The 20816-nt window shown below is 56.7% G+C and carries 15 protein-coding genes and 1 pseudogene; 7 read left to right on the forward strand and 9 right to left on the reverse strand.

Going from position 1 to position 20816, the window contains the following annotated elements:
* Nucleotides 1-227: 227 nt before the first annotated feature.
* The 9 genes from H1Y61_RS06615 to H1Y61_RS06655 form a co-directional block, all read right to left on the reverse strand.
* Entirely contained in the window at nt 228-1139 is a 912-nt protein-coding gene (locus H1Y61_RS06615; protein ID WP_235680847.1) for a hypothetical protein, read from the reverse strand.
* A gap of 89 nt (nt 1140-1228) precedes the next feature.
* Nucleotides 1229-1675 (reverse strand): hypothetical protein, encoded by a 447-nt coding sequence (locus H1Y61_RS06620; protein WP_180574091.1) that lies wholly within the window; start codon nt 1673-1675, stop codon nt 1229-1231.
* Nucleotides 1676-2031: 356 nt separating this feature from the next.
* Nucleotides 2032-2415 (reverse strand): hypothetical protein, encoded by a 384-nt coding sequence (locus H1Y61_RS06625; protein WP_180574092.1) that lies wholly within the window; start codon nt 2413-2415, stop codon nt 2032-2034.
* A complete protein-coding gene (locus H1Y61_RS06630; RefSeq protein WP_180574093.1) occupies nt 2416-6972 on the reverse strand; it encodes an RHS repeat-associated core domain-containing protein in 4557 nt (1518 codons plus the stop codon). It abuts the gene before it with no gap.
* A 41-nt stretch (nt 6973-7013) separates the two neighbouring features.
* On the reverse strand, nt 7014-7541 hold the full coding sequence (locus H1Y61_RS06635) for a hypothetical protein (protein WP_180574094.1): 528 nt from the start codon (nt 7539-7541) through the stop codon (nt 7014-7016).
* The gene (locus H1Y61_RS06640) at nt 7514-8098 is read right to left on the reverse strand and encodes a PAAR-like domain-containing protein (protein ID WP_180574095.1); all 585 of its coding nucleotides are present in this window, start codon (nt 8096-8098) and stop codon (nt 7514-7516) included. The genes H1Y61_RS06635 and H1Y61_RS06640 overlap by 28 nt, the downstream gene beginning before the upstream one ends.
* The gene (locus H1Y61_RS06645) at nt 8095-9255 is read right to left on the reverse strand and encodes a DUF2169 family type VI secretion system accessory protein (RefSeq protein ID WP_180574096.1); all 1161 of its coding nucleotides are present in this window, start codon (nt 9253-9255) and stop codon (nt 8095-8097) included. The genes H1Y61_RS06640 and H1Y61_RS06645 overlap by 4 nt, the downstream gene beginning before the upstream one ends.
* 11 nt (nt 9256-9266) lie before the next feature.
* The gene (tssI, locus tag H1Y61_RS06650; protein WP_180574097.1) at nt 9267-11672 is read right to left on the reverse strand and encodes a type VI secretion system tip protein TssI/VgrG; all 2406 of its coding nucleotides are present in this window, start codon (nt 11670-11672) and stop codon (nt 9267-9269) included.
* A 593-nt stretch (nt 11673-12265) separates the two neighbouring features.
* Nucleotides 12266-12403 carry a hypothetical protein gene (locus H1Y61_RS06655; protein WP_235680848.1) on the reverse strand — a complete coding sequence of 46 codons (138 nt, stop codon included), beginning with the start codon at nt 12401-12403 and terminating at the stop codon, nt 12266-12268.
* 230 nt (nt 12404-12633) lie between these two features.
* Between H1Y61_RS06655 and H1Y61_RS06660 the strand changes: the two genes are divergently transcribed.
* From H1Y61_RS06660 to H1Y61_RS06690, 7 genes and pseudogenes are all read left to right on the forward strand, one after another.
* Nucleotides 12634-13452 (forward strand): IS5 family transposase, encoded by an 819-nt coding sequence (locus H1Y61_RS06660; protein ID WP_180574098.1) that lies wholly within the window; start codon nt 12634-12636, stop codon nt 13450-13452.
* A gap of 55 nt (nt 13453-13507) precedes the next feature.
* Nucleotides 13508-14595: pseudogene (locus H1Y61_RS06665) on the forward strand (RHE_PE00001 family protein).
* A gap of 89 nt (nt 14596-14684) precedes the next feature.
* Nucleotides 14685-15665, forward strand: a complete 981-nt coding sequence (locus H1Y61_RS06670; RefSeq protein ID WP_235680849.1) for a DUF4365 domain-containing protein — start codon at nt 14685-14687, stop codon at nt 15663-15665.
* 260 nt (nt 15666-15925) lie between these two features.
* Nucleotides 15926-16957, forward strand: coding sequence for a DNA cytosine methyltransferase (locus tag H1Y61_RS06675; RefSeq protein WP_235680850.1), 1032 nt, complete (start codon nt 15926-15928; stop codon nt 16955-16957).
* 1 nt (nt 16958) lies between these two features.
* Nucleotides 16959-18029 (forward strand): HD domain-containing protein, encoded by a 1071-nt coding sequence (locus tag H1Y61_RS06680; RefSeq protein WP_180574101.1) that lies wholly within the window; start codon nt 16959-16961, stop codon nt 18027-18029.
* Complete coding sequence (locus tag H1Y61_RS06685) at nt 18026-19867, forward strand: ORC-CDC6 family AAA ATPase (protein WP_180574102.1); 1842 nt, start codon at nt 18026-18028, stop codon at nt 19865-19867. The genes H1Y61_RS06680 and H1Y61_RS06685 overlap by 4 nt, the downstream gene beginning before the upstream one ends.
* A complete protein-coding gene (locus H1Y61_RS06690) occupies nt 19864-20808 on the forward strand; it encodes a hypothetical protein (protein WP_180574103.1) in 945 nt (314 codons plus the stop codon). The genes H1Y61_RS06685 and H1Y61_RS06690 overlap by 4 nt, the downstream gene beginning before the upstream one ends.
* Nucleotides 20809-20816 lie beyond the last annotated feature (8 nt).

Genomic DNA, 20816 nt, shown 5'->3' on the forward strand with positions numbered 1-20816 from the left:
CTTGAGAGGTGAAGACCCCTCGGACGATGGTCAGATGGCCTCAATGTCCCCGGGGGGCAGGGGGGTGGGTTAGCCTTGAACCCGATCCGCCTCCCGCACCGGCGTCAGTCATTCGTGTGTAGCGAGTGGAAATTGGAGACAAAAAGCCACTCTTGGAGAGCAGGGAAACACAAGACCAAGGTGAATGTCGCAGTGCCAGGATGGGCAGCCTCGCTCAGAACCGGCGCTCATTCGCTGGCCGGTCTATCGCTCACGGTTTCTGGTTTTGCGATCTCTACAGGCACGAACAGTAGAACATTGAAACCGTCGTCCGGATCGTAGTGTGCCGGATCGAGCAGGATATGGCCATGGTTCTGCATGAACCAATGAGCGACATCGCGATTATAGAACGTCGTGATCAGCGCCATGATCCGGTCGCTCGCCATGGCAAGAGTTTCACCGGTCGACAGACGTTTTGTATTGAGTATGACCAATTTACGTTGGGCGGGAAAGCCGGCGTCGGAAACGTGGACTGAAAGTCTGCCCTCCTGGTAGCTTCTCACACGCACCCGGAGCCTAGGAGGGCGTAGGGCATCGAAATGAGCGTTTATTGCCTTCAGTCGTGCCTTAGCCTCGGTCTTGGTGATGCTGACTTCGGGCAAGACGTCGCTAACGGGCGCAAGCTGATCGCCGAAATGCTGCCGGGTCATCTCTTCCGAGTGTTCGGCATAAGCCAGGTGTTTGACCGGTAATTCCTCCAGCCATTTTCGGCGCAGTGCGATTGCCATGGCTTTTGCTTGCTCCTCACCATATTCGCGTACGGAGAACTTCTCGCGTTTGTGCTCTGTGCGGGTGAGGAGAGATGCTTCCCAAGCTTCGTCCTCTGCCAGTTCGACGTGGCGCACACCTGAAATGCCACTCTTGTTATTCTTGCGGAGCAGAACGGCCTGCTCATGATTGGTGGCAGGTGGCAGGACAGATATGGCCGCATCGCGATAGGCTTTCGCCTGATCGAAGCTTGCCTGCGGCGATCCGTAAATGCTGTCCTTGAACAGCCGCACGACCCGGATGCCGCGTCGCCTCAAATCCACCCACCAGCCGGCGCCGTGGTTCTCGTTATGCTCTTCGCGGAAGAGCGCGTAGGTATCAGCGTCGTCCAATGTGATTTGGCTACCTTGGTTGAGCTGGAAAGCCGTTTGCCGTTACAGCATATTCAACAAGGATGTCCAACAGTCAGTAACGCTTGCCTTCATCCTATGATTTCGCCGTCCATGTTGCTTCTATAGCTATCGCCTTGAGCTGAAATCTTTGTGCAGCGCATAAGTCCATCATTCGTCTTGCGCGCACCCTGAAACACATAAAAAGTTTCATCGTCCGCATCGAACCGCGTCACGAAAACCCCTGGTAGATTGTCGACAAAGGCCCAATCCGGTTCAAATCGCCACGACGGAGCAGGTCCCAAAGATTTGAACATAGGCATGATTTCCTGCTCAATCCAAGCGTCAATATCTGCGGGCTTCGTTTCGTTATAAGCCTCAAAAATCGTCGCCATGAACGAATCATCCAAATTCGAACAATATTTATCAAGAGTTGTGGAAAATTTAGACCGAAACCGCCCGTAGGGACTTTCCATTTCAGCTTTAATAGCCGCTCCCTTTGCTCTGAATTTCGCCCGAATTTCATCCGCTTTAGACATCACAGCCACCTACCAACTGTTTATACCACAGTTAATTTTGATTAGATCATACCTGGTATGTCGGAGTGGATCCATGGCTTCTTGACCCCAAGGTCTCGACGGGACGAGATTCCATTCGTTCAGCTGGCCGTAATCGTCTTTGGTGGGCTGGATCTTTTCACCTTTCGGGGCCCTGGCGACCTGCACCACACCGCCGGCGCTGCCAGCCGCTCGGCTTTGGCGCCGGCACAGTGGAACCGAAGGTCTCGTCAAAGGCCCGGCCATAGGGTGTCGGCTGATCGGCGATGCTAACGTAGGAAAAGGCGCCGGCTGATTGCGGGCTCCGTCATGTTTAAAATATTATAATTGTTATTTGCTCACCACCATTTCGGGAAGTTTAAAAAAAATTCTTTCAAATCCAATATTCCTGTTTCCGACATTTTATCAAAGTACCGAAATTCCTTCGGGGAAAAAAATCCTCCTTTTTTTATTTCTATTTTAATAAAAAAATCTCCATCTTTCTCGATTGAAATATCAAAATCATGATCCATAGATGACATAACAGCATTTTTATCATTTTTTAAATTAGCTATGAATTTATCTATATTTGTGTAGTCAAACCAAAAATTGAACTGGGAGGAAAAATTGAAATCCTTCCCATCAAAATGGAGCTTCACATTAAAACATAGTGATCCGAGATGGTCTTCGAATTCGAGAAGTTCAAAATTTAAATTTGAACAATCGTTTAATTGTATACCCATCTAGTACGCTCCATATGGTCTAGCATGCTTTAATACTGGTAGGTCCCCTGCCTGTCGTGCCGGAGAAAAAATGAGTTCCCAACCATCCACCTTGAGCATCTGATCCATTGGAATTCCGTTTTTCGCCGCATCGCTCACAGCCCCCCTTAGACTCCGTAGTTGCTGTTGCTGATACAGTTTTGAAGCTTCTTCACTCCAGCCAGAAGGTAACCTCTTTCGTTTCACCGCAATTGCGGCTGCATCGTCAACCATATGTTTAGTCGCATTTGGATGAACCCAAACTTTTTTTCCGTCCGGTAGAGACAATTCAAAGGATTTAGGGATGACTGATCCCTCAACTGGAGGCTGCGTTTCATTTATAAAGGACCAAACAGTCTGAGATAATCCCAACACATCGACCAGCGTATTCGGATTATTCACATACCCCTGCGGCCGATCTCCACCTGCAAGCCCGATCGGATCCGGTGAGGCATATTGCCCGGTCAACGGGTCATAATGCCGATGGCGGTTGTAGCAGAGGCCGGTCTCGGCATCCTCGTATTGCCCCGGAAACCGCCAGGGGCAGTGGAGTTCGTCCGGCGGGCGGTCGTGCTTGGGGAGGGCGGCAAGGGAGCCGAAGGTTTTGGTGGTGCGGACGGCACCCCAGACATGGTGGTCGGCGGCCCAGAGTAACGTCCCCTTGGCGTCGAACATTTCTTTTGGTGTGCCGAGGTGATCGCTGACGATCGCCAGCATCTCGCCGGAGGGGAGTTGCTTGGCCAGAAGCCGATGGCTGTCCTCCTCGAACTGCCAGTGGGTTGCCTCATTCCAGGCGATATGACCGTCAAGGAACAGCGGCGCTTCCGCCACCATATGATCGCCGTCCCAGAGATATGCCGTGCCCACATCGGGCAGATCGTGATCGCGCTCTTGGGCGTCAGATCCTGATCTTGATGGCCGCGGCACGCCATCGCCGCCGATAAGGCTTGGCCAGCGCAGGGCGGCTCTGTGGCGGTCTTTCTCGGCAAAGCGGTGGACTTTGGACACTCGACGGCCAAAGGGATCGTAGCGGAACAGCCACTCCTCGCCCTCCAGGGTGGTCACGCCCACCAGCCGGTCATGGGCATCCCAGCGATAGCGCCAGCGCTGTGGCCTGAAGCCGTCACGCTCGACCCGCCGCTCGATCAGGCGGCCGCAGTCGTCATGAGTGAGCTGAATCTTTTCGCCTTTGGGTCCCTTGGCGATCTGCACCACGCCGCCGGCGCTGCGCTGCCAGCCGCTTGGCTTGGGTGCAGGTACGGTGGAGCCGAAGGTCTCGTCAAAGGCCCGGCCATAGGGGGTAGGCTGTTCGGCAATCGTGACAGACGACGAGGCACCAGCCAGATTGCGGGCCTCGTCATAGTGATAGCGTTCCGAGCCAAAGGCGGCTTCAGAATCCGTCAGTTGGCCGTTGTCATCATAGGTGTATTGCCGTTTGCCCCACAGGCCATCGTCAATGCTGGTAGGGGCAAAGGCGCGGTCATATTCGTAGATGCGGTGGATATGTCCGGGCCTGGCGCGTGCCGAGCGTTCACCACCGCCGCCAGGGATGTTCCAGCCTAACCGCGAGACATCAAGGCCCCCCGCCACTGCGGGACCGGCTGCCTGGGCGGCAAGCTGGCCCGCCGCATCGAATCTCTGCAGCAGATGGAAGCCACCCATGCGGCGTTCGGTTTCACGGCCCAGCACATCGCGTTTGAAGGTGATCTCGGTGTCGCCTGCCACCATCTGCTCAACGGCGCCTAGCGGATCGCGGATATACTGGGCAAGAGAGCCGCCTGCGCCGGTGATCTCGCGCAGGATACGGTTGCCCATCGCATCGCGTCTGGATTTGATGCGCTTGCCGTTCAGGCTTTCGCCGATGATGCGGCCATTGCGGTCTCGCTCGAATTCCACAAGTGCGGCACTGTTCTCGGCACTGATCAGCAGGCCACGGGCATCGTACCAGAAGCGCGTGATATCTTCCGGCTCGCCTTTGGCGGTAAAGCCTTCGATCCGTTTGATCAGGCCGGATTTGTCATAGGCGTAGCGCAGCTTTGCGCCATCCGGCTTGACCGTTTCGGTAATCTGGCCTGCGGCATCGCGGGCGTAGCGCCAGACCCGGCCATCGAAATCCTCTTCGACCACGACCCGTCCGGCTGCATCCCGCTCAAAGCTATAGACACGGCCAACGGCATTGGTAACGGAGATGACCCGGCCTTCGATATCAGTGGCAAGTTTTAGCTCCCCACCCTTGGGATCGACGATGGCTTGCAACACACCGAAGGCACCGTAGCGATAGTGCCACATGCGCCCCTCGCCATCCGTTACTGTGGCAAGCTGGCCTGCACCATCAAACGAGCGCGTGACCTGCACACCATCGGCACGGATAACGGCGCTGACGGTACCAAAGCCACCCGCACCGGCCCGGTAGATGTGTTTGGTGACAGCACCCGTTGGGCCGATGGTTTCCACCAGACGGCCAAAGACATCGTAGACAAAGCGGCTGGTATTGCCTTTGACATCGGTAACCGAGGCCAGACGGTTATGCGCATCCCATGCCCGCCGCTCGATCGCGCCATTGGGGAAATGGGTTTCCACCACCCGGCCCCTGGCATCGCGCACCAATCGGGTCTCATGGCCTTCGGCGTCCTTCTCGCTGATGACATTGGCGTTGTCATCATGCTTGTAGGTCCGTTTGTTTCCGGCACCATCGATGGCAATCAGCAGTTCGCCATTGTCACCCCAGCCATAGACCGTAGAGCGGCCTTCCGGGTCGGTCAGTTCCTTGACATTGCCGTGGACGTCATAGCGCGTGCGGCTTTCATAGCCGTTCTGGTTCTTGGTCGAAATCCGAAAGCCGTGGCGATCATAGCCATGCGCCACCACGCCGCCCAGCGCATCGATTTCCGCAGTGACGTTTTCATGCTCGTCATAGCGGAAGGTCTGGGCTTGCGCCTCCACACCGCCGGGGAGATAATCGGTCTCGCCTTCGCGGTAATCAAACCGGTCATTGTTCCAGATGCCGTTGGTGCGGGTGTGCACCACCCGGCCATCGTCGTCATAGGTAAAATGGGTTTCGGACTGGCGTGTCAGGTTATTCCACGAGACAAGAAGGTCCCGGTCTCTTTCCCAGACGTAATGGACCGACATGCCGAAGGCGCAGGTGGCTTCCCGCATCCGTCCCTTGGCATCATAGGTGTAGCGCGCTAGTTCCAGCTCGGAGCCTTCAGTGCCGATCAGCGCGATGCGGGTGCGCTGGCCTTGCGCGTCATTGTCAAAAATCAGCGAAAGGCCATCCGGCCCCTCGATCTTTTCCAGCCAGCCAGCATCCGAGCGCAGGAAGGTCAGGCTGTTGCCATTGAGGTCATCGAGCTTTTCCAGCCGGTAGACATCGTCGTCATACTGCCTGAAGTGCTTGACGATGCCGCGATCCTTGAGCTCCAGCTGCTTCAGCCAAGGGGCTTTCAGCTCCAGATGCGGATAGGCGGCATTGATCGACGGGAGGAAATTGAAGGGTCGGTCGAAATCAATCGCTTTGCCATCGGCAGTGTGAAACAGCAGCTTGCCACGCGCCGGGTTGGAAAACACCTCGTCGACCATGGAAATCTGGCACGGCCCGAGCGGGGTGGTATAGCGAGCGGGCAGGGCGAGCTTGAGGCCCATATACCGTGCGCCGTCAAAGCCAAGCGTGCCGGGAATGAGGAAATCGCGCCAGGTCTCGAGGTACTCGCCGTTGGTGACAGACACGGGTTCGCCGACGACGGTTGCGCCAGAAGTCGCGGCATCGTCCGCTGCACGGACTGCCGGGGTGGTACCTTTTAAAGCGCCCGCACCGAATTCGAGCGCTTTACCAGCACCATAGCCGGCAACAGTGTCGCCGACCGGCTCTCCCCAATTTCCGTCACTAGCCTGCTTTGCCATATTGGGGAGGGCGAAGATAATAGCGTGGGCCGCGGATTTGCCGCGGTTTGCCAAATTATCGCCAGCCTCTTTTGCTAGCCGTTCACCCTCTTTTCGAAGCTCGGGATCATCCGATTGCATCAATTCCCCAGCAGCCCCTCCTTTTCCCAGATCGAGCAAAGTGTTTCCCAGACCCTTTGCAAGACCAACAGCACCATCGAAGAGACGCACTGGCGCAGTCGCAACGTTTTTTAGATTATCTTTGAAAGTGTATACCGGATAACCATTTTCGTATTTCTGGATGTCCGAATTCACCATGTTGAGACGGCCCTGCCGGGAAATAGTATTGCCCGTGTCGATGTATTCTGGGCCTGCCAGAGCCATAGCCATCCGCTCGGTTCGATCCGAGTATGCCTGATCAGTTTCGCTTTCGAGCTGTTTCTTCTCCTCATAAAGTCGCGCCAGGATTTCTTGTCTGAGCTTTTTATGAGCTTCGTCTTCGGCAGAGGTAGCACCAGCAACTACGCATGCCTTGCCATTGTCGTAATAAGTGCTCGTGTTTGTATGCGGAATGGCGCGCTCGTTCGTCTGCACGCCATTTTTATCGACATAGCTGCGTGTTGTCGGAACGTAATTTGTTTCACCGCCATCAGGCACGGCACACTCCAATCTTCAAAGATTGCATGCGTTTTGCAGTTTCAGGCACTCGGAAGCTCCGCTTCCCGACGAAGGAACTCTCCGCCCCATGGATAATCTTCCGGGTTGAGCAAGGCTTCGAATTCGATTCCGAAGGCTTCGCCACTCCGTGGAAAGACAGTTATGTTGTCCCGGTCGTCTTGAGGCAGGTTCCGCCACTCTTCACTGCCTTTCGGGATGCCAGGATGGAAGAACTCCTGCGATTGCGCGGTCCAGAACAGCAGCAATTGAGCACTGCCAAAATCAAGCCTCATATGGTCGGAATATTCAGCGATTGACTGAAGTCGATACGGTGCAAGAACTGCGAGATCATCGCTGCTGGAAATGTCGTAATCATAAAAAGTCAGGCGATCACCCGATGTAATGACCCATCGAGCCCTATCGATCATCATCGATGGCTTGTTACCCTCATGTTCGTGATAAAGGAGCAAACAGCTTCCATGCCCGCGCTCTATCGCCAGCCGGGCGGGCAAAGGTGCGCCCCAAAATTCCTGCAATATTTTCATTTGTTGAACATGTCCTTGGCGCATTCCAGTATCTCCTGGAATCCAAAGTTTTGACCGCCTATTTCCCGGTGAAGCATTTGCCTTTGGTCTTTTGTCAGTTTCAGCATCCTACAAACGGCATCAACCTGGGCATTCTGAGCTCGATTGTTCCCTGGTGTGCCGTCATTTGCGGCGAGTATGACCGGTGCCGGCTCTTGCGACTTCTCCGGCTCCACTGGCCCTGGATCAGGTCGGTTGATCCATGCCGGATCGCGATGGCTGACAGTCGCCCAACCCTCAGAAAATACGAAATGCGAGGCAACTTCGACATGGGCAGGACCAAGATAGCCCGGCACTTTGACGCCCTTCTTCGTGCCCGGCTCATGGCCCGTTGATTTGGCCGTGCGCGAATTCAGCTGAAAGTCAAACTTGCCATTGTTGCGTACTGTCGTCGAATGTCTGATTGCTGTGTCCAGAAAGGCGATTGAGGTATAGCCCACTTTCACCACATCCGATCCGACCGGTGTCCAGCAGACATCGGGTGTGGTCGAGACGATGACGTTGGACGCGCATTTGCGGGCAGAGATCTTTGCCATGGTCATAGAGCCATATCCTCCTTCGCTTCCATCTGTTGATCGATCGATGCGCGCGACAGCTTCCTGCGGTGGATGATTGCCTGTTCGAACAGGTCTGGCTCGAAATTCACCCGCCATGACAGGTAGATGCGCCAATCGCGCCGCCGGGGCGCGGCAATGTCGAGTAACACTGTATCAAGCACGAATTGTTCGCGCTCAATGGTTCCATCCTCCCGCACGAAATCAACCATCATCTGTTCACCGGGCAAGGCGAAGGCAAGCTCCTCAACTCCCGCTGTCAAACCCGTTACTACAATCTGCTCATGCCCTTGCAGATAAGGCTTGATGTGGAGATCCGGGTGAGCGGAATTATGATAGGCAAAGGAATAGTCTGCGGGCCATGCGGGCCAGACATTATCCTGCCAATCCTGATCATAGGTTCCGCCTAAGGGACGGCGTGGCAACCAGGCGGGCGGGATAGGCCCAAATCCTTGCGGACGGTAGTCTTTATAGGGTTCAGTTATCGGGTCATCCGGGGCTTCGATCTGGGGGGCGGCAACGGGCTTGGTGAGGTCGGTCCAGTCCTGGTTTATCTTGCCTCGCCCCAGCGGATTATAATGATCCGTGTCAAAAATCGGCGTGCCATCATCGTTGCTGCCCGTCGGAATTTCTCCGCCAAAGGCATATTCGTAGTGCAGAGGCACCGCCGCTATGGGGGCAGGCTCGGAAAGTTCCCAGCGATCAAACAGCTTGCGATGCTGCTGCCAATCGCTCGCTTCCCGATCCGTCAATCTGCGTTTCCATACGGGATTCCACTGACGCGGTCCGGTAACACGCAGTTGCTTTGAGAAAAGCTCTGTGGCCCCATCGCTGATCTTGATTCCGCAAAGCCACGCTGGCACGGGCTTGCCGACCGGAGCATGGGCAACGGCATTGACGATCAGATCTGTCGCTGGTTTGTTCGGAACGAGATCGGAGGGATGCCAGAGCGAGGTGACATTGACCTCGCCATGGCATTTGTCCGTAAACATCATCGGTGCCTGTTCTTCGGCTTCGACCAGATTGCCGGAGGCGTCGAATTCATAGGTGGCCTTAACAATCACGATACCGAATTCACGGTCCTGATTGTCGCGGCTATAATAGCGGAAATTCGGGAACGGGGTGAGGTTCGTCAGCTCCGGCATGACCCTTGACCTCAATTGTGGTCGATCATCGCCGAGGTCACCTGCACATGGCTATCCCCCTCGATATAGATCTTCACGCCCTTGAGCAGGATCGTGCCATCGTCCTTCATGATCAGGATGGACTTCGGCGGCTGTTCATTGCCGTCCTTGTCCTTGCCGCCACCGACCCCGATGAACAATTCCTTGCCGATCATCACATTCTTCGTATGGCCGACCGTCTCGTTGAACACCTGCCCAACGGTGACGACCTTGGCAACGCCGACCTGTTCGGTCTTGGCAACGCCAACGCTGGTATTCTGCATCCGGCTGACAAGCGTGTTGAAAATACCGCTGCCAAGCATGGAACTGACTTGCGCGCCAAGCTGGCTGCCGGAGGAGCGCATCGCATCCCCCGCATCCGTGCGCAATTCACTGACGGCGGCATTGTTGATGCCGGAGCGAACCGAATCCATCGACGATGCCATAGCGCCAAGCCCGCCAGCGCCCATCAGGCCGGCGTAGCTTGCGGCCGTGGAGAAGACGTCGGCGCCACTTCCGCTGGATGAAGAGGCTGCGGAACCCAGAGCAGCACCAGCCGCCTCGGCATTCTTATCAGCGGAGGAGGGGGTATCGGCTGCTGCAGAGGATGCCAGCGACATGGCCTGCTGCAGCAGGCCGGCACTCTTGCCTGCCAGTGTCGCCAGCAATCCGCCCGCAATCGCATTGACGGCATTGCCAACCCCGCCGACCACCATGTTCAACCCGCCGCCAACCTGCTGGCTCATGTTCGAGCCGACTTCCAGCGACTTGTTGGCGCCGACCGAATGAAGCGCATTGGCGTCGACACGGCTGGTCTGGTTGTTGAGAACCTTGAAGGTCTGATCCTTCTGGGCGTGGAGGAACATGTTCTCCTTGCCGTTTTCGTCCTCGAAGGTCATCTCGTTGAAGCCGCTGCCTTTGTGGGTGTTGGAGCGCAGCACCATGCGGGTCTTGTTGGCGGGCAGATCGTAGGGCACGGGATTGGCCGGATTGGGAACCACGCCGATCACCAGTGGCCGATCCGGATCGCCATCCACGAACGACACCATCACCTCCATGCCGATGCGGGGAATGACCTGCGCACCCCAACTGCCACCGCCCCAGGCCTGATTAACCCGCACCCAGCAGGTATCACTGCCATCCTTCTTTGCCTTGCGATCCCAGGGATACCAGAGCTTGATGCGCCCGTATTTGTCGGTGTGGATTTCTTCACCCGATGGCCCTGCGACGATCGCCACCTGCGCACCCTCGATGCGCGGACGCTTTGTGTCGCGATGCGGTGTCAGCGGAACGCGTGATGGAATGGCCTCAAACGCGTTGGCATATTCCATCTCATTGCTGGCCGTCTCATAGGAGCGGTCCACCACCCGATGCATGATGCGGGTAATCACATGCTCTTCGTATTTATGTTCGGGATGCGGCTCCTCATAGGGCGTGAACCGGCGTCCTGCTTCCAGAAAGCGCACATTGGACTGGCCCGTCACCCGCTCATGATCGGCTTCCGTCGCCTGCGTTCGAAAGGTCTCTGCCACTTCGGCTTCTTTGATATCGGAGATCCGAGCCGGATATTCGTAAAGCTCGCGCTGCTTGGCCCCCGGCATCTGGATCAGTGACGGCGTGACGTTCAGTGGCACAGTGCTCGGCGTCTCAAAATTCCAGTCCGCACCGGCACGCTGGCCGGGGACGTAGGAGAATTGCCGCATCCATTCGTTGATATGGTTGCGATCCGACGAGCCTTGGGCTAATCTGACTTTGTCGACACCTTCTGCCGCAGCCGATGGCTTGCTCCAGGCCACCTTGCTGTCGCTGACCTTCAGGCGGTGAACGCCGGTCTCATGTTCAAACCAGTAGAACAACCCGTCTTGCTCGAAGCGGCGCAGTAGGTAATCGAGATCCGTTTCATTCCATTGGACAGAAAACTCGCGCGACGGCGGCGTCTTGTGCAGAGGGGCGGATGCGGCGGCTGGAATGCCATGCTCGGAAAACAGTGTTTCCATCACCTGCATCGAGGTCATATTCTGCCAGATCCGGCAATCGGAGCGGCGCGACAACAGCCACAGTTGCGGACGGATGGTCAGGGTATAGGACCGCAATCCACGCGTCACCGGCGGTCCCTCGGACAGATTGGTCACCAGTCCATTGAACGGTCGGCGCACGCCATCCCCGTCCAGTTCGCCCTGACGGATTTCCAGGGAGATATCGACCAGTTTGCCGATCAGTTCTTCCGGCTTGACTGCCTCGCGCTTGGCGCGCACCGACAGGGTGATTTCGAACAGGCGATTGACGCCTTCATCCACCATCATGCTTTCCGGCAACAACTGGTCTTCGCCCAAGGACGACGAGACCTTCAGCACACGGCTTGCTTGAATGAAATCGGTGGATGACAGAACGTCGTCCATGGAATGCCCCCCATATAACGTCATCAAAAATCGTCAAAACAGCCCGGTGGCGCGAGCTCAATGTTTCAATCGCGCCATGCATGACGAGAATAGGCCAGCCTCCCAAAAGGTCAAGGTCTCGACGGTGGTTTTTGTTGATGCAGCGCGTATGGGTTGAATGTCTACCGATAGGTGTGGGTCAGACTGGAGACCGGATTGCGGATAATTTCCCAAGGATCAATCTGCCTCGGTCGATCTGTCGGCTCTGTAAGTGTTATTAATACGGTTCTCGAAATGGCAAGTGGCGCCGGCTTAGGCGCCCGAGGAGGCAGGGTGGTTTATGTTGCGTGTGTCAAATGCGAAGCGCCGGTTCCTGTCGGCGTTATATGCCCGCGTTGCGGGGCAAAGCAGCCGGAACCGCATGAGATACGCGTACAAAACAGGAGCATAGTCCTCGTCATAGCGCTATCGGTGGTGGTGGTCGTGCTTTACTCTGTACTGCATCAATATCTGCGCTAAGGGCTCCCGGCGGCTACAGGAAACTGGTGGCAGAGAGCCTAACCCGAAGCTGGATTTTCGACCAGGTTCTCCCAAGCAGCAGTCGTTCTCCGATCCTACCTTGCGAGAGGTGCAATCCGGATGGATGTCATGCTGTCCAAAATGATATGAAGATCGCGGATCATCGTGGTGGCGGTCAGGAAAGCATCGCGAACCTGATCATCGGCACGCCATCCTTTCTCAATGGAATTCACGCGGCCATTTCCAGTTTCTGTGCGGGCGTTATTGATCGGCTGGCAGCTAGCCCAAATTGTCCCCCTATGGAGATCGATAAGAGGTACTTATTGATGGTTAGAGGGCCAACCCGCAATCATACCATGTGAATAACCCTAAGTGTCTGTTCAAGAATGGCGGCCGTGTGCGGGGTTGAGTGAAGGGCGGCAATCAGATTCTTTGTATTTTGCGACAAATACGGAGAGATCGAATGGCCTGGACACCCTTCACCCGGCGTCACCATGACAGAAGCCGCATGCGCTACGCAAGCGATCTAACTGATCGTGAGTGGAGCCTGATCGAGCCCTTCATACCAAGGCAGCCTCGACTGGGCCGCAGACGCAAGACGTCGCTTCGGGCGGTGATGGATGCGATTTTCTATCTGCTTCAGTCGGGCTGCCAATGGGTATTGCTGCCGCATGATTTTCCGCCGAAGAGCACAGTCTATCATTATTTCAAGCGGTTCTGCCGGGATGGGACATGGCGTCGTATCCATGACGCGCTCTATTGCCGAACGCGACAGCTTGAGGGGCGCGAAGAGCAGCCATCATTTGCCATCATTGATAGCCAATCGGTGAAGACTGGCCCGGACGCACGTCTTGATATCGGTTATGACGCGGGCAAAAAAATTAAGGGCCGCAAGCGGCACATTCGGATCCATACCCTGGGCATGCTCCTGAAAGCCGAAGTCCATTCGGCGGGTATTCAAGATCGCGACGGAGCGGCACTCATTTTCGACAAGCTCGCCAACCGTTTTCCCTTTATCGAGAAAATCTGCGGCGATGGCGGCTATCAGGGTCCGAAGGTCGAAGAGGCAAGCCCAAGACCGATGGAAATCGTCAAGCGAAATCAGGCGGGGTTCCAGGTATTGCCGAAGCGCTGGATCGTTGAACGAACCCTCGCATGGCTTGACATCAACCGCCAGCTCGCCAAGGATTTTGAGCGCTTTTCAGCAACAAGCCTCGCCTTCATCCAGACCGCAATGATCAAGCTCATGGCCAGAAGGCTTGCTCGATATCCGCTTTATTGAACAGAATCTAATATTTATAAAAAGTTCTTATAAGAATTGGTTTGCTATAAAATCAATGGCTTACGATGTTTCGAAAATCAGCATGACGGCCCTGATAGAGCCTGTTTCGAGCGGGTGTCGAGCTGGCCCGGCTCGACGAGCGTATCGCCCACTCGCCGGTCGGCGCGGGCTGGATCGACGGCAAACTTGTTCACCTCGAAGACCTGATCCTCAACGACCACACCTGCGATATTCGCACACTCACCCACGAGCTGACGATCGCCCGCGACGTCTTGCGCACCCGCAGGCGGATCGCAGCCCAACTTCCGGGCTGGGCGTTGCTGGCCGATGGCATTCTGACGCTGCGAAAGACCTCGGAGATCTCGCCGGCTGACACGGACGAGGCGACGACCGCCGATGCCATCCGGTGCGGGGTCCCCGATTGATACGGAAGGCGAAGGGGAAGACGCGGACGTTGGCGAACTTTTCCCCGGCATCAACTATGCCGCCATCGATGCGGTGAACGCCCGATCAGAGGCGGCGATCGAGAATGCAACACGGTCCAGTCGTGCCAGCGGCCAAGAGAAAGATCCGATGATCTACGTCCTAGACTGGGACGGTGATGCACGGCTCGACGAATGGCGCGACGTGGTACGTCAGTTCGAAAATCTGCCGGCGGTGTTGCAGGCGATCGTCGCGGTTGACGCCTGGAACGAGCTTTCCGTTCTTCAGCACGCGCCATGGCTCGGCAGACTGTTGGCCGCGTCGATCGTACGCCGAGCCGGCATCACCACCGGCGCCCATCTGACCGCCATCAACCTTGGCTTGAAAACCATCCCCGTCGATCGCCGCCGGCATCGCGATCGGGAATCGCGGCTGCTTGCCATCGTTCATGGCCTGATCGCAGCCGCCGAGATCTGCATGAAGGAACATGTCAGGCTGGCTCTGGCGCGAAAAATGATGGAGCGGAGGCTAGAGGGGCGCCGGACGTCTTCGAAATTGCCGGAACTGGTCGAACTGGTGATGGCTAAGCCGTTGGTGTCTGCCGGGATGGTGGCGAAGATGCTCGAGGTGACCCAGCAGGCGGCGCGGTGGATCACTTTGGAACTCGGCCTCTGGGAGATGACGGGGAGTGGGAGGTTTCGGGCATGGGGAGTTGCTTAAAAGTAAGGATGCAACGGGACGTCGTAGTAACTCACCCAGAACCATTGAGAGAAAAGAAGATGGAACTACCTAAGGCCGGAAATACATATATGCAGGAGCGGCGCGGAATCGCAGCGGTCCAGTCCTATGCCGCCAGGGCCGGCCAGATTTGGCGTGAAACCGGGACAGGCGACGTCGGTATCGACGGGCAGATCGAGTTCGTCTCGCCGGAGGGACTGGTAAATGGAAGGACCGTCGCGGTCCAGGTAAAGGCCGGGCCCTCTTTCTTCAAGCATAGAAGTGAGCTTGGCTGGAAGTTTTATCCGGAGGGCAAGCACAAAACCTACTGGGAACAGTTCCCTTTGCCCGTTGTTCTGGTCCTTCACGACACCGATGTCGGCGCTAGCTACTGGATAGACGTGCGGCAATTCTTGCGGGTTCCGCGGCGTGAAGAACGCGCCTTCATTGAGGTTCCGGAAAAGAACCTCCTTGAGAAAACCGACCCGACCTTACTTTTCGAGAGCACCGGTGTGTTCAACGAGCCCTTCATCCCTGCGCTGGAAGACGTGCTCGACAAGCTCGTCACGACCACATCGGCAGAAGGCACATTCCCCCTCAGCTATTTCGATCTTTTCGTCCATGGACTGACGAAGATCTGCCGGAGCATCTATTACGGCATGGACGTCGTCTGCAACGCTGTCGAATACAATCTCGAAGCGCAAGGATCCGAGTTCGGCATGGGAATGGGATCGACGGAACACGAGTTCGCCTTCGGCTTCGTCAGATTCCTGCTGGCACAGAACCTCGCCGAGGTTGATTATTCTGATTGCCTCATCGACTGGGTGGACCGAGAAATGCAGCCGCATTTCGTCGCGCCTCTCACCTCCCGGGGACGGGCCCTTGTCGCACTAATCCACCGGGAAGAGAAGCGGCTGATCGCGAATGGCTCGGTGGTGCACGGTGGCGAGCTTCGTGTCGCTCAGGAAGCATTTTTCAAAATCGAAATACGGTCCTGCTTCGCGAGATTTCCAAGGATACGGGAGTTTCAAATCGCATCACGCCACGAGAAGACTGCCGACCGCGGTTCTTGAGCAGAACCCCCGGACAAGGGCAGGGGGATCGCTTTGGCCTTGAAAATTACATTTGTCGATCACCCAAGGCCGGTGCTGCTTTAATGCAACTTTGAGCATTCGCTGTTGTGTCGGAACCACATCTCCGATTGACGGGAGCGGTGCTCGCAAACTAGAACTGGACACGGGGGAATTCACAAGAATTCATTGTCGAAGCGGCCAGCGATAGAAACGTTTAGCGGGAAATGATTGGAATAGATTTATTCGCTGGCGGGGGCGGCATGACCATGGGCGCCAGGCTCTCGGGCATCGACGTCCGGGCGGCGGTGGAAAACCATCCTTCGGCCTGCCTGACATACGCGGCCAACCATCCCGGAGCGACAATGCTCGGAACAGACATCGCGAAGGTGGCCACGATCGATGTCGGTCCCCGGGATCAGCCCGTGGTACTGTTCGGCGGCCCGCCGTGCCAGGGATTTTCGACGTCGAACCAGCGGACCCGTCATGCCGACAATCCGAAGAACTGGCTCTTCCGGGAATTTCTGCGCATGGTCGAGACCCTCAAGCCTGAATGGGTGGTGTTCGAGAACGTCGCTGGCATACTCCAGACCGATGGCGGCCGTTTTGCCGAATCCTTCCGGGAGCAGCTCAAGGCGATGGGATACAGGATCGCGTTCGGCATCCTGAATGCAGCCGATTTCGGATGTCCGCAGCGACGCTCGCGCTACATCGTGATCGCCGCCCTGAATTCGGATCCCGAGCTTCCGACGCCTAGCCCCGATGTCGCGGTGCCCACCCTCTGGCAGGCGATCGGGGATCTTCCCCAGCTGGTCAACGGCGCCACCGTCGACGAGCTGGAGTACGGTGGCGCGCCGCTCTCGGAATACGCTCGACGCATGCGGTGGGACCTTGCGAAGTGCACCGGCCATCTTGTCAGCAGGAACGCGGACTCGATCGTGGCGCGATATGCCCATATTCCGCAGGGCGGAAACTGGCGGGACGTTCCCGGCCTGATGCGGGACCCTGTCACCGATCGGCGCCGTTACCACTCAGGAATCTACAAGCGGTTGGTGCAGGACGCACCATCCGTCGTCATTGGAAACTTTCGAAAGAACATGCTGATCCATCCCACTCAGGACCGAGGCCTCTCGGTCCGCGAAGCCGCTCGCCTCCAAAGCTTCCCGGATAGCTACGTCTTCCATGGATCGATAGGATTCCAACAGCAGCAGGTTGGCAATGCCGTGCCCCCAATCCTGGCGAAGGCCGTGTTCGACAAGGTGATGGAAATGTCCAGTCAAGCGGGAGGCCAATAACGTGCCCGAGCTGATTTCCGTAGATTCTGCTTTGGAACAATGGTTCAAGAAATCCTTGAAACGCGGCGCCAAGCTCCCCCGCCGCGGGGGCAAGTACTTCGAGCACTACACTTCCATCAAGCAGCGTCTAGCCGACAAGTACTACTCCGTCACCGGTGCCGCCCTGGCGCAGGAAGGCGATCGATATACGAGGCACGACATCGGGCATGTGGACGATGTCATCGAGACCGCGGGGCTGATGCTCGGCTTGGACTCCGACAGCTCAACGCCAGCCACCAAAAATCTGCAGGCCTACGAGGGCTTCGTCCTGCTTGTGGCCATCCTGCTGCACGATGCTGGAAACGCGATGCGCCGCCAGGGCCACGAGAGGAAGGCTGCCGAAATCTTGCGCGAGGTGGGCGAGGCAGTGGGATTGAGTGACATCGAACGCAGGATAATTTCTTCCATCGCACAGGCGCATGGCGGGGAAATGGAGGACGGCAGTAAGGACACGATCACAGGCCTCATGAGCGAGCCGATCCCAAACATCCAAGGCATCGAGGTTCATGCCTGGCGCCTTGCCGCCTTGCTCCGTTTTGCGGACGAACTGAGTGAAAATCACACCCGCGCCGACGAGGTCGCGATCGGGAACGCAGCGACGCCGCCTCTGTCGCTCCTAGCGAACTTGTATTGTCTCGTTATCAACAGAAGAGTCGATTTCAAAGGCAAGTCGGTGCATCTTTCGTTTACGATCGACAAACAGCTTCTTCCTCGCACGTTCAGCATCCCCGATGGAAATGGCGGAACGCGGGAGATTATGTTTATCGACTACATCGCCGAGCGATTGGAAAAATGCGAACGCGAGCGGCGCTATTGCAACCGCTTCCTGGCAGGGTTTGCAAGCTACGACCGTATCCGCGCAAAGCTGGTTATCATGGATGGCGATCGCGAGATCGACACTGTCGCGGTCGATCTCGAAGAGGTAGGCTATCCAGGGCTGTTGAAGAAGGTCAAGGATCTCCAGCCCAGATTTGATGCTTTCAAACTGCGCGATGAGCATTGCTTGACACCGCACCAGGAGCCAATCTCGTGAGCACAAACCCGTTCGGCGTGCAGAATCCGGAGCATGTGGATGCCGCATATATCGCTCGAAACTTCGTCGAGGTTCAGACCGACTTTCCTCGTCTTAAAGAGCACGGAAACACGTTTATCCATGGCGCGCGCGGGACCGGGAAGAGCATGCTGCTCCGCAGCCTTGAACCGCGGGTCATGATTCTTCAGGAGAAGGCCGATAAACTGAAAGATCTTCCCTTCGTTGCGGTTCACGTTCCTCTGCGAACCGCCGACTTCGGCGCTCCCGAGTTCAACCGATACAAGGGATATGCCGTCCACGCGATCGGCGAGCACCTTCTTGCCATGCACGTCGTACTGAGGGTGACACAGCTTCTCGACAGCTTCCACAATGAGATTTCACAAGCCTCAGCAGAGCGTTTTCGCGAAAGGTTCGAGGAGCTCTTTAGTGTAGCCGGAGGTTCTGTGGCCGAGGACGCGTCGTCGGAGCCGTTGCAAGGGGAAACTCCCTTCCAGCGCGTCGCGAACACATGCGAGAAGAACATCTTTGAGGTGCGCCAATTCCTCGTGAGGCAGTGGTTTCGTAATTCGGAGCCGGACTATGTCGGCGCTTTGGCAGGATTTCTAGATTTTCTTGTTCCTCTCTCACGCGAGGTCAAGCGCCTCGACGGGGTTCCAAGCGTTCCACTGTTCGTGATGTTGGACGACGCCGACAATCTCCCGATTCCGTTGCAGCGGGTGCTGAATTCCTGGGTGTCGACCAGAAGCACTGGCGACATATGCCTCAAGGTCACCACGCAGCTTGCCTACGCAACGATGCGCACGCTCGATAACCGCATTATTGAAAGCCCGCACGACTATGCGGAAGTGAACTTGACCGCGGTCTACACGGCGTCCTCAGACATATACAGCCGCCGCCTCCACGAGATAGTGACCAAGCGTCTTCAGAATTCGGGCATCCTTTCGACCGTCGACCAATTCTTCCCGCTGGACAAGGCGCAGGACGAGCGGCTGAGGGTCATCGCAGCCGAGATCACTGCGGAGCATATTGAGATGAATTTGTCGTCCGAGGTTCCGGTCGGCTCGGCTCGTAGTCGCGACGAGGTGAGGCGCTACACGGTGCCCCAATTCATGCGGGAAATTGCGGGATCTTCGAAATCGGCCCACACATATAGCTATGCAGGGTTCCGTTCTCTGGTCGACCTGTCGTCCGGCGTCGTACGCTGGTTTCTAGAACCGGCGAGCCGAATGTACGATAGGATGATAAGCGAGGGACTGGGGGACGGAACAGTCACCGAGATTCCAGTCAGCGTCCAGGACGCTGTCATCAAGGACTGGTCTGCTGAGTTCCTTGAGCCGCTGACTCGCCAAACGACGGAAATCTCCGATGCTCTGACTGATCTGAGCGAAGGAATCGAGAGTCTTCATGCCGACGGTCATGAAACCATACTCTACGAACAGCTTGGGAACCTGATAGAAGGACTGGGAAGATTGTTCCGAGGCAAGCTTCTCGATCAGAATGCGAGCGAGCAGCGGGTGTTCTCGGTCGTGCTGAGAGACCGGCCGAAGCCAGAGCTGGAGCGCGTCCTGAATCTTGGCGTCAGGCTGGGCTATCTGCAGAGATCCGACTATGCCGCAAAGGAGGCGCTGGGGGGAAGGCGACCGCGATATATTCTGGCGAGACGTCTTGGGCCGCACTACAAGCTCGACATTTCAGGATATGCCGCTCATCTGTCGATCATGTCGAAGGATCTGGAGCTGGCCATGCGAAGCCCGGGAGACTTTGTGAAGACCCGTCTGAAGCAGGACGGATCGGCTGACAGCCAGTTTTCGTTGGACCTTGATGGAGCCAGGTTTTGAGCATTCCGCTGACTGATCTTCCCGCGCGGCTTTGGACTAAATCCAGGCCGATTGTCGCACGAATGAGTTTTGAAGAACGGTCGGCTGTCGTAGCGCGCACCGCCCCGCCCGGTATGCTCCGCAAGGGCATTCTCTTCGCGTCTGAAGGCCGGAGCGATCTCGCAGAGGCGAGGTTGAGCGAGGTTAGGAGGCTGCATCCCAACCTCCGCGTCGTCGAGATTCGAACGAGCGACCCGCTCGGGACCGCTGAGGGGATCCACAAAGCGCTGAGCTCGATTAGCTTAGTGGATTCCGTGATCGACGTGACCGCGTTTCGCCGCGAGGAGCTTCTAATGCTCCTCGAAGCTCTCCGGGGCATCGACAGCTCGAAACGCCGGAACTGCGAACTGGTTTACGTGAGCGCGGGCGAGATGGCGGATCCGTTGTCAGGAAAGGTAACGCAGTGCCGATCGGTCGTCGGCTACGCTGGCGCCATGTGGCCATCACGTCCGACCCGGCTCGTGGTGCTTATGGGTTTCGAGATTCCGCGCGCACGCGCGATCATCGAGGCATTCGAGCCCAAATATTTGGTGCTGGGGCGAGGTAGGCGGTCGGAATCAATCAGTCATTCCCTTTCGGATAAGAACGACAGGTTCTTTAAGGAACTTGCCTCCAACTACGCCAACGTAGAGTCGACCTTTGAGTTCTCAGCCCGAGATCCGCTGGCCGTGGTGAAGGAGTTGGAGCGCTCGATCTCACAATCCGAGAAATCGAATGTCGTTCTCGCGCCTTTGCACACTAAACTGTCAACGATTGGAGTAGGCCTCTACGCCCAGGGTCACCGCGACGTCCAGGTGTGCTATGCTCAGGTAGGTGCATACAACGAAGAAACCTATTCGACCGTAGGAAGCTCCGCATATGTGCTATCGCTAACGCAGCTGTTCTCGCAGCGGGCCCCGTGATTGAAACC

Source organism: Agrobacterium vitis, assembly GCF_013426735.1.
GTDB classification, from domain to species: Bacteria; Pseudomonadota; Alphaproteobacteria; order Rhizobiales; family Rhizobiaceae; genus Allorhizobium; species Allorhizobium vitis_D.

Bases quoted from the DNA above. Each gene is read 5' to 3' on its own strand.
- H1Y61_RS06620 (WP_180574091.1), bottom strand. From the start codon at position 1,675: ATGTCTAAAGCGGATGAAATTCGGGCGAAATTCAGAGCAAAGGGAGCG.
- H1Y61_RS06625 (WP_180574092.1), bottom strand. From the start codon at position 2,415: ATGGGTATACAATTAAACGATTGTTCAAATTTAAATTTTGAACTTCTC.
- H1Y61_RS06635 (WP_180574094.1), bottom strand. From the start codon at position 7,541: ATGCGCCAAGGACATGTTCAACAAATGAAAATATTGCAGGAATTTTGG.
- H1Y61_RS06640 (WP_180574095.1), bottom strand. From the start codon at position 8,098: ATGACCATGGCAAAGATCTCTGCCCGCAAATGCGCGTCCAACGTCATC.
- H1Y61_RS06645 (WP_180574096.1), bottom strand. From the start codon at position 9,255: ATGCCGGAGCTGACGAACCTCACCCCGTTCCCGAATTTCCGCTATTAT.
- tssI (WP_180574097.1), bottom strand. From the start codon at position 11,672: ATGGACGACGTTCTGTCATCCACCGATTTCATTCAAGCAAGCCGTGTG.
- H1Y61_RS06660 (WP_180574098.1), top strand. From the start codon at position 12,634: ATGGCCTGGACACCCTTCACCCGGCGTCACCATGACAGAAGCCGCATG.
- H1Y61_RS06670 (WP_235680849.1), top strand. From the start codon at position 14,685: ATGCAGGAGCGGCGCGGAATCGCAGCGGTCCAGTCCTATGCCGCCAGG.
- H1Y61_RS06675 (WP_235680850.1), top strand. From the start codon at position 15,926: ATGACCATGGGCGCCAGGCTCTCGGGCATCGACGTCCGGGCGGCGGTG.